Raw genomic sequence first — 16,596 nt, forward strand, 5'->3', positions numbered from 1 at the left:
TCCTTTCTGATTCGGCATTCGACTGCCGAACTTAGTTAAATTCGAGTTCTACCTGGCTCTTACCAAGCAGTTGTTTCAAATTGTCTATTAATTCGTCACTAGGCGTCACACGCCATTCGGTACCTAACGTTAAGCGCGCTCGCGCGTCACTGCGTTGGTAGTATATATGAACAGGAACCGTTCCTGCCTTGTAAGGCTCTAGTATCTTACTAAAGCGCTCAAAAAATTGATCATCAATTTGAGATTGTTCAATGGATACCGATAAGCCACGGGCATATTTTTCACGCGCCGTGCCGAGATCCATAACCTCGCGCGCGGACATTTTAAGACCACCATTGAAATCATCAAAGCTGACCTGTCCAGAAACGACCAAAATTTTGTCTTGTTCGAGCAATTCAGCGTAGCGATCAAGCGCATCGGAGAACAACATGACTTCCATACGACCGCTACGGTCATCCAAGGTCATGATACCAATACGAGTACCGCGCTTGGTTGTCATTACTCGAGCCGCAATCACCAGACCGGCAACCGTGACACTCTGATCACGTCTCGTTGGTGTCGCATCTTTTAGTCGACAACTGGTGTACTTACCAAGTTCCTTTATGTAGGCATTTATTGGGTGCCCGGTCAAATATAAGCCAAGTGTATCACGTTCTCCTTCCAGCCAAACTTTTTCTGGCCACGCGGGTACCTTGGTATATTTATGTTCAACTTCTTCAGGCGCTTCGGTCAGAACACCAAACAAGTCGCTTTGACCAAACGCTTCCGCTTGGTGGTATTGGCTGGCAGCTTTTACCGCATCATTAAGCGATGCCATCATCGCCGCACGGTGCGGGCCAAGTCGGTCAAGCGCTCCTGCATAAATGAGCTTCTCTATCACGCGCTTGTTCACTTTCTTAAGATCAATACGAGCACAGAAATCGAACAAGTCTTTAAAGTGACCACCTTTATTGCGCGCTTCTAGAATGGCTTCAATTGGACCTTCACCAACCCCTTTAATCGCCCCAATACCGTAGACGATCGCACCATTTTCATCGACGTTAAAACGGTACAAGCCAGCGTTGATATCCGGCGGAAGCACCTTGAGCTTCATACGGAAACACTCGTCTACCAGGCCGACCACTTTTTCGGTGTTGTCCATATCGGCGGTCATTACGGCAGCCATAAACTCAGCTGGGTAATGCATCTTCAGCCACAGCGTTTGGTAAGACACCAATGCATAAGCGGCTGAGTGTGACTTATTGAAACCGTAGCCAGCAAACTTTTCTACCAAGTCGAAGATTTTCATCGCCAACTCGCCGTCGACGCCGTTCTTTACCGCACCATCTTCGAAGGTCGCACGCTGCTTCGCCATTTCTTCCGGTTTTTTCTTACCCATCGCACGACGAAGCATGTCCGCGCCACCAAGGGTGTAGCCAGACAATACCTGTGCGATCTGCATTACCTGCTCCTGATAGAGGATAATGCCGTAAGTCGGATCGAGGATTTCTTTTAGCGATTCATGTTGCCACTTTTCATCTGGGTACGAGATCGCTTCTCGACCATGCTTACGGTCGATAAAGTTATCTACCATGCCCGACTGTAGAGGACCCGGGCGGAACAGCGCCACCAATGCGATGATGTCTTCAAAACAGTCCGGTTGCAGGCGTTTGATCAGTTCTTTCATACCGCGCGATTCGAGCTGGAATACCGCGGTCGTTTCCGAGTTTTGTAACAATCGGAATGATGCCGCATCATCCAATGGAATCGATTCGATGCGAACGGGATCTTTGCCTTCACGCTCAAGGCGTGGGTTAATCAGGCCAAGAGCCCAGTCGATGATGGTTAAGGTACGTAGACCTAAGAAGTCAAACTTGACCAGACCAGCAGTTTCTACGTCGTTCTTATCGAACTGAGTAACCGGGAAGTGACCTTCTGCATCGGCATAAATTGGCGCGAAGTCAGTAATGGTGGTTGGCGAGATTACAACACCACCCGCGTGCTTACCGGCGTTACGTGTACACCCTTCAAGGATGCGGCACATATCGATAAGCTCTTTCACTTCTTCGTCAGCTTCGTACAGTTCAGGTAACGCAGGCTCGGCTTTAAACGCTTTCTCCAGTGTCATACCAGGATCAGGCGGCACCAGTTTTGAAATGCGGTCAACAAAGCCAAATGGGTGGCCTAGTACACGGCCTACATCGCGAATTACCGCTTTAGCGGCCATGGTTCCGAAGGTGATGATCTGAGATACCGCATCACGGCCGTACATTTCTGCTACGTGGTCAATCACTTGGTCACGCTTATCCATACAGAAGTCGACATCGAAGTCGGGCATGGAGACACGTTCTGGGTTGAGGAATCGCTCGAAGAGCAGATCGTATTCCAGCGGGTCAAGGTCGGTAATTTTCAACGCATAAGCCACCAACGAACCAGCCCCCGAACCACGTCCAGGTCCAACAGGGATATCATTATCCTTCGACCACTGAATGAACTCCATTACGATCAGGAAGTAACCGGGGAAACCCATATTATTGATAACTTCCAATTCGACTTTTAGGCGTTCATCATATTCAGGACGTCGCTTCGCTCGCTCTTCTTCGTCGGGAAACAGAAATTCCAAGCGTTCTTCAAGACCTTCCTCTGACTTTTTGACCAGAAATTCGGTTTCCTCCATCCCTTCTGTCGGAAATGCAGGCAGGAAGTACTCGCCCAAACGTACCGTCACATTACAACGCTTAGCAATTTCAACACTATTTTCCAGCGCTTCAGGGATATCGGCGAACAACTCGCACATCTCTTCTTCGCTACGTAAATATTGCTGAGCACTGTAGTTTTTAGGGCGGCGAGGATCTTCTAACGTGTAACCATCATGAATCGCTACTCGAATCTCATGTGCCTCAAACGTCGTTTCATCTAGAATCACCACATCGTTAGTAGCGACAACAGGCAGTTGCTCTTTCTCTGCAAACTCCAAGGCGAAATGAAGATAAGTTTCTTCATCTGCTCGTCCTGTACGCGTCAGCTCAAGGAAAAATCGGTCTGCAAAGTGTTGATGATAAAAATCCGCGCAGTTTTGAGCAACTTTATGGTTCCCCTTCAGTAACGCTTTACCAATCTCTCCACTTTTTGCTCCTGATAGAACAATCAGCCCTGCCGACAACTCAGCTAGCCATTGTTTATCGATGACGGGTTGATGCTGAACATGGCCGCGCAGATACGCTTTAGATATCAACAAAGTTAGGTTTTTATACCCTTCATTGTCTGCTGCCAGCACGGTGAGTTTAGTCAACTCTTCACCAAACTCTTCTGACTGCATCGCAAAATCAGCGCCAATAATTGGCTTCACGCCACACCCATGAGCCGTTCCATAAAACTTCACCAAACCACATAAGTTGGTGAAATCAGTTAATGCCATGGCTGGCATTCCCATTTCAGCCACTTTCTTAACCAAAGGAGGCACTTTCGATAGGCCATCGACCATGGAAAAGTCACTGTGAACTTTTAGGTGAATAAATTTAGGATCTGACATCAATGATTCCGCAGTTTTGCTTATTCGGAGAGATTACTGGGGTATTTTACGTGATATAAAATCTTAGATATACCCCAGTCAGTAAGGGTTTCTAATCTAAACCCAAGGCTTTTTTGACTGGCTTGAAGCTCTTACGATGCTGATCAATCACACCATGTTGCTCAATGGCCTCAAAATGGGCTTTGGTTGGATAGCCTTTATGCTTTGCAAAACCAAATTGAGGATGAAGCTTGTCGAGCTCTTCCATCTCTTGATCGCGCACAACCTTAGCAATAATCGAAGCTGCACTGATCTCTGCGACGCGCATATCACCTTTGACCACCGCCTGAGCATCCATATTGAGTTGAGGTACGCGGTTTCCGTCGATGAGTGCAAAGTCAGGCGCCACCTCCAGCCCTTCTATCGCTCGTTGCATCGCGACCATGGTCGCTTGGAGAATATTGAGCTGATCAATTTCCTCCGGAGAGCAGCGCCCGACAGACCAAGCGAGTGCTTTCTCTTTAATCTCTGGCAGTAATGCGAGTCTCTTCTTCTCAGTCAATTTTTTTGAATCATTGAGACCTTCGATAGGGTTATTCGGATCCAAAATCACGGCCGCAGTCACCACATCACCGACCAACGGGCCACGCCCCACTTCATCAACACCGGCAATCAAGCGGTACCCTTGTGGGTATTCAAATGGTGGCAGTTCTTTTTTTTCTTTTGTCATGATGGCTATTTACCTATCAGGTTCAATACGGCTTTGGCGGCTTGTTTATCTGCATCTTTTCGAATCCAGTGATGCATTTCTGTGAACTTCTCAATCATGCACTGCCCTTGTTCACCAAGCAGCTTTTCAACTTCGATCTCTAAGTTTTCAGGCGTGCAGTCTTCTTGCAACAACTCTTTGACCAGCTCTTGTTCAGCAAGAATATTAGGGAGAGAAACGTATTCAGTTTTGAGCATTTTGCGAGCAATAAACGCAGTCACAGCATTCACCCGGTAACCTACCACCATTGGTCGCTTAATCAGCATACACTCCAATGCTACAGTACCCGATGCCAGCATTACCGCATCAGAAGCAGTGATCACATTTCGGGCAGTATCATTGACCAATTTGAAATCCAATTCTGGAGCCAGTTCCTGCCAAACTTGTTCAAATTGCTCACGGCGTTTTTGATTGACCAAGGCGACGACAAAGCCTAGATCCGGATATTTATGATGCAAACGACGACACGTTTCAATAAAAGGGGCAGCCAGCATTTTTAGTTCACTACCACGACTCCCCGGTAAAACAGCGAGCCACTTTTTCTCCTGCTCGAGACCTAGCAGCTCACGGGCCGGCGCTTTTGGAGACTCTAGAGGAATCGCATCGGCTAAGGTATGGCCAATAAATTCGCATGGCACCTGGTATTTATCATAAAACGCTTTTTCAAATGGCAGAAAAGCCAACACCAAATTAGTGGCTGCTTCAATTTTAAAAATCCGTTTTTGACGCCATGCCCATACGGAAGGGCTGACATAATGCACGGTTTTGATTCCCGCTTTTTTAAGGTCAAGTTCAAGGCGCAGATTAAAGTCTGGTGCATCAATTCCGACAAAGACATCCGGTGGATTTTCGGTGAAATAGCGAACTAACTCAGCTTTGACTTTCAGTAAGCGAGGGAGCCTGCCTAGCACTTCAATAAGCCCCATAACCGCAAGTTCTTCCATATCAAACAGAGATTCACAGCCCTGAGCGATCATTTTCGGGCCACCAATACCCACGAACTCTGCGTCTGGATACTGTTGCTTAACGGCTTTGATAAAACCTTCACCTAAAGTATCGCCAGATAACTCCCCAGCAATGATACCAACGCGAAGTGGCTTTTTGTTATCCATAATCCCTAACCTCAAAAACACAAAAAGACCGCAACCTAAGGCCGCGATCTTTTCAATTTAGATTCAGTAACAGTTAGCGAATAACGCCACGCTCTGAACTTTCTACGAAATCAATAAAGTGCTTAATGGACGGCCACTGTTGTGCCATTTCCAGCAAAACTTCTTTGGCCTCAGCCTGTGTTTTACCCGCTCGGTAGAATTCTTTATAAGCGTTGCGTAATGCGCGCAGTTCACTCTTTTCAAAGCCATTACGCTGCAAGCCCACTAAATTCAACCCAAATGGTGTCGCATGGTTACCTTGAGCAAGCACATATGGCGGGACATCTTTCACTACCGCTGAACAGCCACCGATATAGCTGAATGCCCCCACTTTACAGAAAGGATGAATTGCAGACAATGCCATCACACCGGCATGATCTTCAACTGTCACATGGCCACCTAAGATAGCGTTGTTGCCAACGTGAGTGTGGTTACCAACAATTACATCGTGAGCAATGTGTGCATTAACACACAGTAAATTGTCATCACCAATGACCGTTGTCGCTTTGTCTTGCACGGTACCACGGTGGATCTGCACTGCTTCACGAATCACATTTCGGTCGCCAATAACAACTGTTGTATCTTCACCACCGTATTTCTTATCTTGGTTTTCTTCACCAATCACGGCATGCGGGAAAATACGGTTATCTTTACCAATCGTGGTATGGCCTTTAATAACCACGTGCGACATGATTTCTGTACCTTCACCAATTTCAACGTTGCCTGAAATATAGGTAAAAGGGCCGACAGTCACGTTAGCGGCAATTTTCACATCTCCTTCAATCACTGAAGAAGGATGCACCTGAGCTGTTTCATGAATCATATTAAAACTCTCGACGAGCACACTTAAGCTCTGCAGAACACACAACTTCGCCGTCTACTTTCGCAACACCGTTAAATGCTGCAATACCACGACGCTCTTTAATGAATTCTACTTCAATAACCAGTTGATCGCCTGGCGTTACTGGTTTGCGGAACTTTGCTCCGTCAACACTTGCAAAGTAGTACAGCTCGTTTTCAGAAGGCGCACCAAACGATTTAAATGCTAGAAGACCCGTAGCCTGAGCCATCGCTTCCAAGATTAGAACACCTGGAAAAACCGGCAGTTGAGGGAAATGACCTGTAAACTGAGGCTCATTCACTGAAACGTTTTTGATCGCCTTAAGGTATTTTTCTTCTTGGAAATCGATAACACGATCGATCAGCAAGAATGGGTAGCGATGTGGTAACAGTTCCTGGATTTCAGTGATGTTCATCGTTTTGTTTTCAGTAGTCAAAGTCATATTCCTATCTTGAATGCTAAATTAACTGGCAGGCATTATACCCAAGTCATCCCAATATGCTAAGTACGCACTGCGATGTTGTTGTATTGAGTCCACATAATCAGTCAGAAAAAAAGACCCGCACATCGCGAGTCTTTTTATTCAGAATCAGATTAAGTGTCTTCACCCTGATCCAGCTGTTTTTCAACCGCCTTAAGACGCTTGTTCATCTCATCAATTCGATGAACCCGAGTTGCAGTTTTACGCCACTCTTTATTTGGCTGCAGTGGGATACCGGAAGAGTACATGCCCTTTTCTTTAATGCCGCGCATGACCATTCCCATACCGGTAATAGTAACGCCATCGACAATTTCGATATGGCCATTGATAACAGTACCACCACCGATAATGCAGTATTTGCCGATTGTAGTACTACCAGCGACAATCGTACCACCAGCTAAAGCTGAACCATATCCGATGTGTACGTTGTGAGCGATCTGCATTTGGTTGTCAATGATCACATTGTCTTCAATCACAGTATCATCTAAAGCACCACGGTCTATCGTTGTACAAGAGCCAATTTCAACACGATTGCCAATGCGCACAGTACCCAGTTGAGGGATTTTAACCCACTCACCTTTGTCATTCGCATACCCAAACCCATCTGCGCCAATAACTGTGTTCGCTTGGATAAGACAATCAGAACCAATCACAACATCGTGATAGATACTGATATTCGACCACAATTTGGTATTTGCACCAATTTGAGCCTTTTTACCAATAAAACAGCCAGCGCCAATCACGACGTTGTCAGCTAGTTGAACACCCGACTCAATCACAGCGTTTGCACCAATGGAAACATTGTTACCAAGCTGAACATCATCGGCGATAACCGCGGAAGGTGCTATCTCATTGGCCGGTAGTGGCGTGGTATCCAAAGCTTGTGTCACTTTAGCAAAAGCGATGTAAGGATCGTCAACCACCAAAACATTACCAGTGCACAACTCACGCTGCGCATCCTTAACCATTACGACAGTCGCCTGACATTCACCAAGGTGCTTAGCGTATTTAGGATTAGATAGGAAAGTAACATGGCCTTCCATCGCTCTATCCATAGGGGCTACCATGGTCACGACTGCATCGGCATCACCATGTAGTTTCCCGCCAGTAATTGAAGCCAATTCGGCTAGTGTAATTGCTGTCATAGCCAATTATTTCAGTGAGTTAATAACTTGTTCAGAGATATTGTATTCTGGCTTACCGTATTGCATTGTCTGAATATCGACAACGATGTCGTAGCCTTCTTTCTCTGCCACTTTCTTAACAGCTTCCTGAATTACTTTGAACAGTTTCTGTTTTTCTTGCGCTTCACGGCGAGCTGAAGCTTTTTCTAGGGCTTGAGCTTTGATTTTGTATTTGCTGTCAAGCTGAGCAACTTCAACGCGCAGCTTTTCAACTTCTTCTTGGCCTAACAACTCGCCATCACGCTGCAACTTTTCAATTTTTGTTTTAGCTTCAGCCTGAATAGATTTCAGTTCATCGGCTTTATCTTTGAACTCTTCCTGCATTTTTTGCAGTACGACTTCACGTTGAGGAAGTGCTTGGAAAACTTGAGCTGTATTGATATAGCCAATTTTCTGCGCGGCTTCTGCTGCATTAGCAAAGAATGAAGACGACATTACAACAAGGCTAAGACCAGCCGCTTTAATCATTTTGTTCACTGTATATTCCTCTGTATTTAGAAGGTTCTGCCGATAGTGAAAGTGAAGAATTCTTCGTCATCACCTTCGTAAATTTTAATTGGTTTCGCAATAGAGAAGACCAATGGCCCCATTGGAGACATCCATTGCAGTGCGGCACCATAAGATGCACGGTAATTGGTTGGATCAGAGTAATCTTCGTAGTACTGCGTACCTTGATAGGCTGAGTTATAAGCAAACTCTGTATCCCAGACACTAGCCGCATCGACAAATAAACTGGTGCGAATCTGACTACGCGCTTCATCCGAAGCAAATGGCGTCGGTACAATAAGCTCCATGCTCGCCAGCGCAATCGCGTTACCACCCACAGAATCATCGGTAGCATTCACACAGCCGTTGTTACCACAGCTGCCATTATTGGTGGTATACACCGCTTTAGGACCGGCTGAGTTAGAGCGGAAGCCGCGTAATGAAGTAAAGCCACCCGCATAGTAGTTTTCATAGAATGGGAACAGGTTATCGTTACCATCTGTTTGACCATAGCCGTTACCGTAACCTAAACGACCACGCATCAAGAGAGTAAACTCGTGCTTCTTAGTAATTGGCACGTATTGACGTACATCATACTGAACTTTGAAGTACTGTGCGTCCGAGCTTGGAATGGTTGCTTTGGCAAATGCACGCTGATAGTTACCGGCAGTTGGGAAGAAACCACGGTTCAGATTGTTGCGTGTCCAAGAGATATTCAAATCAAAATCGTTGGTAATGATATCGCCTTCAGGTTGACCAATACTCTGAGCAAATAATTGAGCCTGATCGTAAGTAGGGACGTTACCAATCTTATTGTGCGTATATCCGATACCAAACTCTAGACTGTTCAGCTCGTTAACTGGGAAACCCCATGTCAAACTGGTTCCGTAACTTTCATTGGTATAGTCAACGATACCCGCTTCAGAAGCTTCAAAAGTGTTGTAGAAAATCTTACCGCCCAAACTGACACCATCAAGGTTCCAGTATGGGTCACGGTAATCAAGGCTCACGTTTTTCTGGTAGTCGTTCATCATTGCGCTGACGCCCACGCGATTACCTGAACCTAAGAAGTTATCTTGCTGTAAACCAACCTGGAAACTCACACCAGACTCTGTACCGTAGCCGATACCAAAGTTTACGCTGCCTGAGTTCGCTTCTTTAACGTTATAGACGAGATCAACTTGATCTTCGCTACCCGGCACACGAACAGTTTGGACGTCTACTGTTTCAAAGTACCCTAGACGATTAAGGCGGTTCTTACCGGTTTCAATCGATTTTGAGTTAAGCCAGCTGCCTTCCATCTGACGCATTTCACGACGTAAGACTTCGTCTTTAGTAGCGTTGTTACCGACAAAGCGGATATCACGCACATAGATACGCTTACCAGCTTCAACGTTAACCACGAGAGAGACCTGTTGAGTCTCATCATCAAATTCTGGAATAGTACGAACCTGAGGGTACGCGTAACCAGCTTCACCAAGAACACGTTTCACGTTTTCTTCTAAGCTTGTTACCTGGGAACCGTTATAGACGTCACCGCTTTCAAACGGAACCAGAGCTTCAAACTCCGCTTCTTTGCCAATCAGCTCGCCACGGAACTTCACGTCTTTAACCGTGTAAGGTAAGCCTTCATTCACCGCAAGGGTAATGTAGACCCCTTTCTTATCTGGGGAGATCGCTACCTGCGTTGAATCGACTTTGAATTTGAGATAACCACGGTCTAGGTAATAAGACTTAAGAGCTTCGATGTCACCCGCTAATACCTGCTTCTGATACTTATCATCAGACAGGAAGTTCCACCAAGCGACATCTACATTCAGGTTGAAGCGACTTAGTAACTCTTCATCAGTAAAGACCTCATTACCAATAAAGTTAATCTGCTGGATTTTTGCCGACACACCCTCAGAGAAAACAAATTTCAGATCCGAGCGGTTACGAGGCAAAGGAGTGACGACCGCTTTCACCGTTGCATTGTACTTACCAACACTGTAGTAAAAGTCTTCGAGACCTTTTTCAATGTTCGATAGCGTTGTGCGATCCAGAGCTTCACCCACACGCACACCAGATGCGTCTAGATTCTGTTGTAATTGCTCTTCTTTGATAGCCTTGTTACCAGAAAAGGAGATGTTAGCAATCGTAGGCCGCTCTTTGACCTGAACCAATAACTGGTTACCATCTCGCAGCACTTTGATGTCTTCAAAATTGCCTGACGCGTACAACGCTTTAATGATCTCAGACACGTCTTGGTTGTCGACAGTATCACCGATGCGTACCGGCATTTTTAACAATGCCGCACCCAGTGCGACACGCTGTAAACCGTCAATCTGTATGTCTTCAACAACAAAGTTCTCGGCACCATTTGCAGTTACGCTCGTTGCCAATAGCGTTGCAAATAGAATTTTTTTCATCGCCATATTTGTTTTAGTTATTCCTTACTACAACCTTTGCCCTGTTACAGACGAGCAAAATCATTAAATATCGCCACTGCCATCAGAGAGAAAATAATTGCCCCACCAATGCGGTACCCCATTTCCTGAATGCGCTCAGGAACTGGTCGTCTGATCACTGCTTCAATAGCAAAAAACAATAAGTGTCCACCATCCAACATAGGTAATGGTACAAGGTTAATGATGCCTAAGTTGACACTAATTAACGCTAAGAAACCTAGGAAATATACCAGCCCGTAGTCGGCGGTCGTCCCTGCTCCTTTCGCAATTGAAATAGGTCCACTTAGGTTATTTAATCCAACGTCACCAACGATCAGCTTTTTAAGCATGCTGATCGTTAGATCGATAATTTGTCCGGTTTTCTCAACCGCTTTTCCGACTGATTCAAATACACCAAATTGGAGCTCGAAGCGATAATTTTCCGGCCATTCTGCGACTTCAGGAGCGATTCCGGCAAATCCAATCGTTCGCTTATCCGCAAGTTCACGACTATCAGGAGTTAGGATGAGGTTTTGTACCTCACCAGCACGCTCAATCTGCAAGTCAATGGCTTGATTCGGGTGCCCTTGAATCAGCTCAACTACTTGCTGCCAATTGATGATCGGTTGACCATTAGCCGCGAGCAATGTATCTCCAGCTTGTAAGCCTGCCGCCTCACCAGCACCTCCTTCAGAAATCGTCACCAGTGTGGTTGAGATTTCAGGAGTAAAAGGTTTAAAACCCAATGCTGACATAGCAGACTCGTGTTCTGGGTCAAAGTTCCAATTGGTTAAGTCAAACGTTCTAACTTCTTCAACACCCACACCATCAGCGGGTGCCACTGTCATCGTTAATCGCTTATCACCAATATGGCCAATCAATCCCATATTGACGGATTCCCAGTCCGGAGTTTGGACGCCAGAGACGGCTTTTAGTTCCATTCCAGATTCTAAACCTGCTTCAGCAGCGATAGAATGAGGCTCAACCTGACCAACCACAGGCTTAACCGCTGGAACACCAATCATGAATACCAACCAGTAAGCAAATACAGCAAAGAAAAAGTTAAATGCAGGCCCTGCCGCTACTATCGAAGTTCGCTTCCATAAAGGTTGCGTATCAAACGCGTGCTTTTTCTGCTCTTCAGGTACGTCATCTACACGTCCGTCGAGCATCTTAACGTAGCCACCTAATGGGATGATTGAAATACTGTATTCAGTACCATCTTTACCTATTTTGCTCCAGATTGATTTACCAAAACCAATCGAGAACTTCTCGACTTTGACACCACAGCGGCGCGCAACCCAGAAATGGCCATATTCATGCACGGCAACTAAAATACCTAACGCAATGATAAATGATGCGAAATTCCACAATATCCCAGTCATAATGCACGCTCTTCAATGATTTCGACGGCCAACGCTCGCGCCATTTTATCCAGCTCTAAGATGCTTTCCAAGCTATCACAAACTGAATGATTATTGTTAGAGCAAACTTGCTCCACCACTCGCTCGTTGACAACAGCAATATCAGTGAATTTGAGCTGGCGTGACAGGAAATGCTCGACCGCCACTTCGTTTGCCGCATTCAATGCAGTAGTTGCATGCTGCCCTTCATAACAAGCCTCAATGGCCAGTTTCAGACAAGGGTAACGTTTAAAGTCGGGTTCTAAGAAAGTCAATTCACCCACAGTGGTGAAGTCCAAAGGCTTTACACCTGCAGACACACGTTCTGGATAGGACAGTGTGAGCGCAATCGGCGTCGCCATATCGGGTTCACCCATTTGTGCCAGTACCGAACCATCTTTGTATTGAACCATAGAATGGATGACGGATTGAGGATGAATCAAAACTTTGAGCTGCTCGCGGCATGTGTTAAACAACCATTTAGCTTCAATGTACTCCAGACCTTTGTTCATCATGGTGGCAGAGTCAACCGAAATTTTTGGCCCCATCGACCAGTTTGGATGGGCAATGGCTTGCTCAGGTGTGACAGCTGGCAACGTGCTGATATCGCTATAACGGAAAGGGCCGCCGGAACCAGTCAACAAAATATGTTGGATGCCATGCTCACTTAAATCACAACCACCAAGATTGGTCTGAATCGACTCTGGCAAACATTGGAATATCGCATTGTGTTCACTATCTACAGGCATGAGTTCAGCACCGTGGGCTTTCACCGCATCGATAAATAGCTGCCCTGACATGACCAAAGCTTCTTTGTTAGCCAGTAAGATGCGCTTGCCTGCTTTGACTGCCGCCATTGTCGGTAGCAAACCTGCCGCGCCAACAATCGCTGCCATCACGGTATCAACTTCGTCAAATGAAGAAACATGACACATGGCTTCCTGACCCGCTAACACTTGCGTTGAAATTTTGAGTTCTTGCAACTGTGTTTTCAGCGTCATCGCGGCACTATCGCTGGCCATCACTGCATATTTAGGCTGCCATTTCTGACAAAGTTGGCGCATTTTATCGACATTATTACCTGCAGCCAGGGCCACAATCGAGAAGTGCTGAGGGTTCTGTTCAATAACTTTAAACGTGCTGTCACCTATCGAACCGGTTGCACCTAAAATTGTCAGCTTACGCATAGCTAGAAACCAATGAGAGTATAACGGCAGGCTCTAACCTGCCTTATAAATTAGAATATGAAGTATAGAAGAGCAAAGACCGGAAACGCAGCTGTCAGGCTGTCAATTCGGTCCAGTACACCGCCGTGACCTGGAATGATGTTGCTGCTATCTTTGATACCAGACACACGCTTGAACATGCTTTCAACTAAATCTCCCAATACGGATATCACTACGGTTACTAGCGTAATCATCACCATTGCAACCGGGCTGCTGAACTCAATTTCAAACCAATTCGCCGTTGCCCAACCAACAGCAATCGCAGTAACAATGCCACCAATCAAACCTTCAATGGTCTTGTTCGGGCTAACATGGGGAGCCATTTTTCGCTTACCAAAGCTCTTTCCTGCAAAGTACGCACCACTGTCAGCTGCCCAGACAATAAAACATACAAACAGGACGAGTTTTGCTCCGTGATAAGTATCTTGGTTGATACCTTCCGCTCTAAGCAATAAAACACTCCAGAAAAAGGGGAGCAAGGTCAAAATACCAAACAGGTGACGAAGCACGTTGGAGTGTTGCCAGAATTTGGCTGAGTTAGGGTAAGTGATGGCTAAACTGCTGGAAGCCAGCCACCAGACACCACCCGCCAGCAGTACTGCTAAGTGGCCTTCAGTCACCGCATTTAGGCTCAAAGCATCAAAAGGTAGCAGGGTCAGTGTCGCAACACTGACTAAAAGACCAGGGATTAATGCGGTAAGACGTGTTTTATAATCAACAAACTGAGTCCATTCCCAATACCCAATCACTGTCACGGCTGCAATCGCTAGCATGAACAAGGGGAGCGATAACTCAAAAATGCCGAGTATCACCAATGGAGCAAGGATAAGCGCGGTTATAATTCTTTGTTTCAAACTTGATTCCTTTAATCGCTTTCCATCAATGCCTTGATTTGTTCACCGGTACAACCGAATCGTCTCTCTCGATTAACAAACCAAGTCACTGCTTCAATCAAGCTGTTTTCATCGAACTCTGGCCAGTAAATTGGCGTAAAATACATCTCAGCGTAAGCCATTTGCCACAGCATAAAGTTACTGATTCGGCATTCACCACTCGTTCGAATCAGCAAATCAACTTCAGGTAAATCTGACATCGTCAGGTGTTGTGTGATTAGCGCTTCATCAATCTCACCAGCACTGAGCTCACCTTTTGATACCTTTTCTGCGATGACTTTAGTTGCTTCAACAATATCCCACTTGCCACCGTAGTTGGCCGCAATATTGATGACCATCCCACTGTTATCCGCCGTTAGTGCTTCAGCCTGGGCAATTTTCTTTTGCAAACGCTCATTGAATCGACTTGTGTCACCAATCACACGCAAACGTAGGTTGTTTTTGTGCAGTTTTTTTACTTCTGTCGACAAAACTGTAATAAACAGCTCCATCAAGACACCCACTTCTTCTTCTGGGCGACGCCAATTTTCACTACTGAAAGCAAACAAAGTAATGGCTTTAATGCCTAGCTTGGCAGAGGTAGAGATCGCCTTTCTGACGGCTGCAACACCATTTTTATGGCCAAATACACGCGGTTTGCCTTGTGCTTTCGCCCAGCGGCCATTGCCGTCCATGATGATTGCAATATGTTTAGGAAGTGATTCTGGTGAGAGTTGAGAGTTTTGCATACAAGGATTTATGATTACCAGCAGGGGACAAAGAGTAGCATAAAAAAACGCTGTGCTGCGAGCACAGCGTTCTCTGTATCCAGAGTCTAGATGGAATTAAACTTCCATCAACTCTTTTTCTTTTGCCGCTAATACTTCATCGACTTGCTTAACAGCTGCGTCAGTGATTTTCTGGATCTCATCCTGACCTTTACGATCTTCGTCTTCAGAGATTTCCTTGTCTTTCAGTAGCGCTTTTAGTTCACCGTTCGCATCGCGACGGATATTACGGATAGCCACACGGCCACCTTCAGCTTCGCCACGAACGATTTTCACGAGATCTTTACGACGCTCTTCCGTTAAAGGTGGAAGTGGAACGCGAATGATAGTACCTGCAGACATAGGGTTTAGGCCTAGGTCAGACGTCATGATCGCTTTCTCAACTTTTGGCGTTAGCTCTTTATCGAATACTGTGATTGCTAGTGTACGAGCATCTTCTGCTACTACGTTCGCGACCTGGTTTAGAGGTGTTGGCGCACCGTAGTACTCTACCGAGATACCAGAAAGTAGGCTTGGATGAGCACGACCTGTACGTACTTTAGAAAGGTTGTTCTTTAGCGCTTCTACGCTTTTTTCCATGCGCTCTTGAGCGTCTTGTTTGATTTCGTTAATCACAATATCACCTTAATGTGTAATTCTTTTCAGAAGAAAGCCTAATCAGGATTCTTCAAAAGGCAATGCCGCAGCATGAATTAGTCACGCTACGGTTGAATGAATTATTCAGCAGTACTAATCAGAGTGCCTTCTGCTTCACCCATTACCACGCGACGTAGTGCGCCTGGTTTGTTCATATTGAATACGCGGATTGGCATTTTATGGTCACGAGCCAGTGTAAATGCTGCTAAATCCATCACTTTTAGTTCTTTATCAAGAACTTCTGCGTAGCTCAGGTTATCATACAGCTCTGCGTCAGGGTTGGCTACCGGGTCAGCCGTAAATACGCCATCAACTTTTGTCGCTTTTAGAACTACGTCAGCTTCAATTTCAATTCCGCGTAGACATGCAGCAGAATCTGTTGTGAAGAATGGGTTACCTGTACCTGCTGAGAAGATAACAACACGACCTTGGCGCAACTCACGGATTGCGTCTGCCCAGTTGTAATCGTCACACACACCTTTTAGTGGGATTGCAGACATAACACGAGCATTGACGTATGCACGGTGCAAAGCATCACGCATCGCCAAACCATTCATTACTGTTGCTAACATACCCATGTGGTCACCAACAACACGGTTCATACCCGCTTCAGCAAGACCTGCACCACGGAACAAGTTACCACCACCGATAACCACACCGACCTGAACACCCAGTTCAACCAGTTCTTTTACTTCTTGAGCCATACGATCCAAGATCGCAGGATCAATACCAAAACCTTCTTCGCCTTGAAGTGCTTCACCACTCAGTTTTAACAGAATACGTTGATACGCTGGTTTAGGGTTCGTAGTCATGGAGTTTACCTTCCAAAAGAGAGTTGTTGTT

At 45.9% G+C, this 16,596-nt stretch carries 14 protein-coding genes; all 14 read right to left on the minus strand.

Features of this window, described 5'->3' with window-relative positions:
* Positions 1–31 precede the first annotated feature (31 nt).
* The 14 genes from dnaE to pyrH all read right to left on the minus strand — a co-directional run bounded on the left by dnaE (position 32) and on the right by pyrH (position 16,565).
* Positions 32–3,511 carry a DNA polymerase III subunit alpha gene (gene dnaE, locus FIU99_RS12815; RefSeq protein WP_006957898.1) on the minus strand — a complete coding sequence of 1,160 codons (3,480 nt, stop codon included), beginning with the start codon at positions 3,509–3,511 and terminating at the stop codon, positions 32–34.
* 91 nt (positions 3,512–3,602) lie between these two features.
* Complete coding sequence (gene rnhB / locus FIU99_RS12820) at positions 3,603–4,223, minus strand: ribonuclease HII (RefSeq protein ID WP_171340005.1); 621 nt, start codon at positions 4,221–4,223, stop codon at positions 3,603–3,605.
* A gap of 2 nt (positions 4,224–4,225) precedes the next feature.
* Positions 4,226–5,371 carry a lipid-A-disaccharide synthase gene (gene lpxB / locus FIU99_RS12825; RefSeq protein WP_006957900.1) on the minus strand — a complete coding sequence of 382 codons (1,146 nt, stop codon included), beginning with the start codon at positions 5,369–5,371 and terminating at the stop codon, positions 4,226–4,228.
* Between the two features lie 73 nt (positions 5,372–5,444).
* Entirely contained in the window at positions 5,445–6,233 is a 789-nt protein-coding gene (gene lpxA / locus FIU99_RS12830) for an acyl-ACP--UDP-N-acetylglucosamine O-acyltransferase (protein WP_006957901.1), read from the minus strand.
* 1 nt (position 6,234) lies between these two features.
* A complete protein-coding gene (fabZ, locus tag FIU99_RS12835) occupies positions 6,235–6,687 on the minus strand; it encodes a 3-hydroxyacyl-ACP dehydratase FabZ (protein WP_006957902.1) in 453 nt (150 codons plus the stop codon).
* Positions 6,688–6,845: 158 nt separating this feature from the next.
* A complete protein-coding gene (gene lpxD, locus FIU99_RS12840) occupies positions 6,846–7,877 on the minus strand; it encodes a UDP-3-O-(3-hydroxymyristoyl)glucosamine N-acyltransferase (RefSeq protein ID WP_152472300.1) in 1,032 nt (343 codons plus the stop codon).
* A gap of 6 nt (positions 7,878–7,883) precedes the next feature.
* Entirely contained in the window at positions 7,884–8,384 is a 501-nt protein-coding gene (locus FIU99_RS12845) for an OmpH family outer membrane protein (RefSeq protein ID WP_171366175.1), read from the minus strand.
* A gap of 26 nt (positions 8,385–8,410) precedes the next feature.
* The gene (bamA, locus tag FIU99_RS12850) at positions 8,411–10,816 is read right to left on the minus strand and encodes an outer membrane protein assembly factor BamA (protein ID WP_006957904.1); all 2,406 of its coding nucleotides are present in this window, start codon (positions 10,814–10,816) and stop codon (positions 8,411–8,413) included.
* Positions 10,817–10,854: 38 nt separating this feature from the next.
* Entirely contained in the window at positions 10,855–12,213 is a 1,359-nt protein-coding gene (gene rseP / locus FIU99_RS12855) for a sigma E protease regulator RseP (protein WP_006957905.1), read from the minus strand.
* Entirely contained in the window at positions 12,210–13,418 is a 1,209-nt protein-coding gene (ispC, locus tag FIU99_RS12860) for a 1-deoxy-D-xylulose-5-phosphate reductoisomerase (protein WP_006957906.1), read from the minus strand. Before ispC ends, rseP begins: the two co-directional genes overlap by 4 nt.
* Positions 13,419–13,468: 50 nt before the next feature.
* Positions 13,469–14,311, minus strand: coding sequence for a phosphatidate cytidylyltransferase (locus FIU99_RS12865; RefSeq protein ID WP_006957907.1), 843 nt, complete (start codon positions 14,309–14,311; stop codon positions 13,469–13,471).
* Between the two features lie 11 nt (positions 14,312–14,322).
* Entirely contained in the window at positions 14,323–15,078 is a 756-nt protein-coding gene (locus tag FIU99_RS12870) for an isoprenyl transferase (RefSeq protein ID WP_006957908.1), read from the minus strand.
* Between the two features lie 96 nt (positions 15,079–15,174).
* Positions 15,175–15,732 (minus strand): ribosome recycling factor, encoded by a 558-nt coding sequence (frr, locus tag FIU99_RS12875; protein WP_006957909.1) that lies wholly within the window; start codon positions 15,730–15,732, stop codon positions 15,175–15,177.
* Between the two features lie 101 nt (positions 15,733–15,833).
* Positions 15,834–16,565 (minus strand): UMP kinase, encoded by a 732-nt coding sequence (gene pyrH / locus FIU99_RS12880; RefSeq protein WP_006957910.1) that lies wholly within the window; start codon positions 16,563–16,565, stop codon positions 15,834–15,836.
* Positions 16,566–16,596 lie beyond the last annotated feature (31 nt).

The organism is Vibrio sp. THAF64, assembly GCF_009363455.1.
Classification (GTDB): Bacteria; Pseudomonadota; Gammaproteobacteria; order Enterobacterales; family Vibrionaceae; genus Vibrio; species Vibrio coralliilyticus.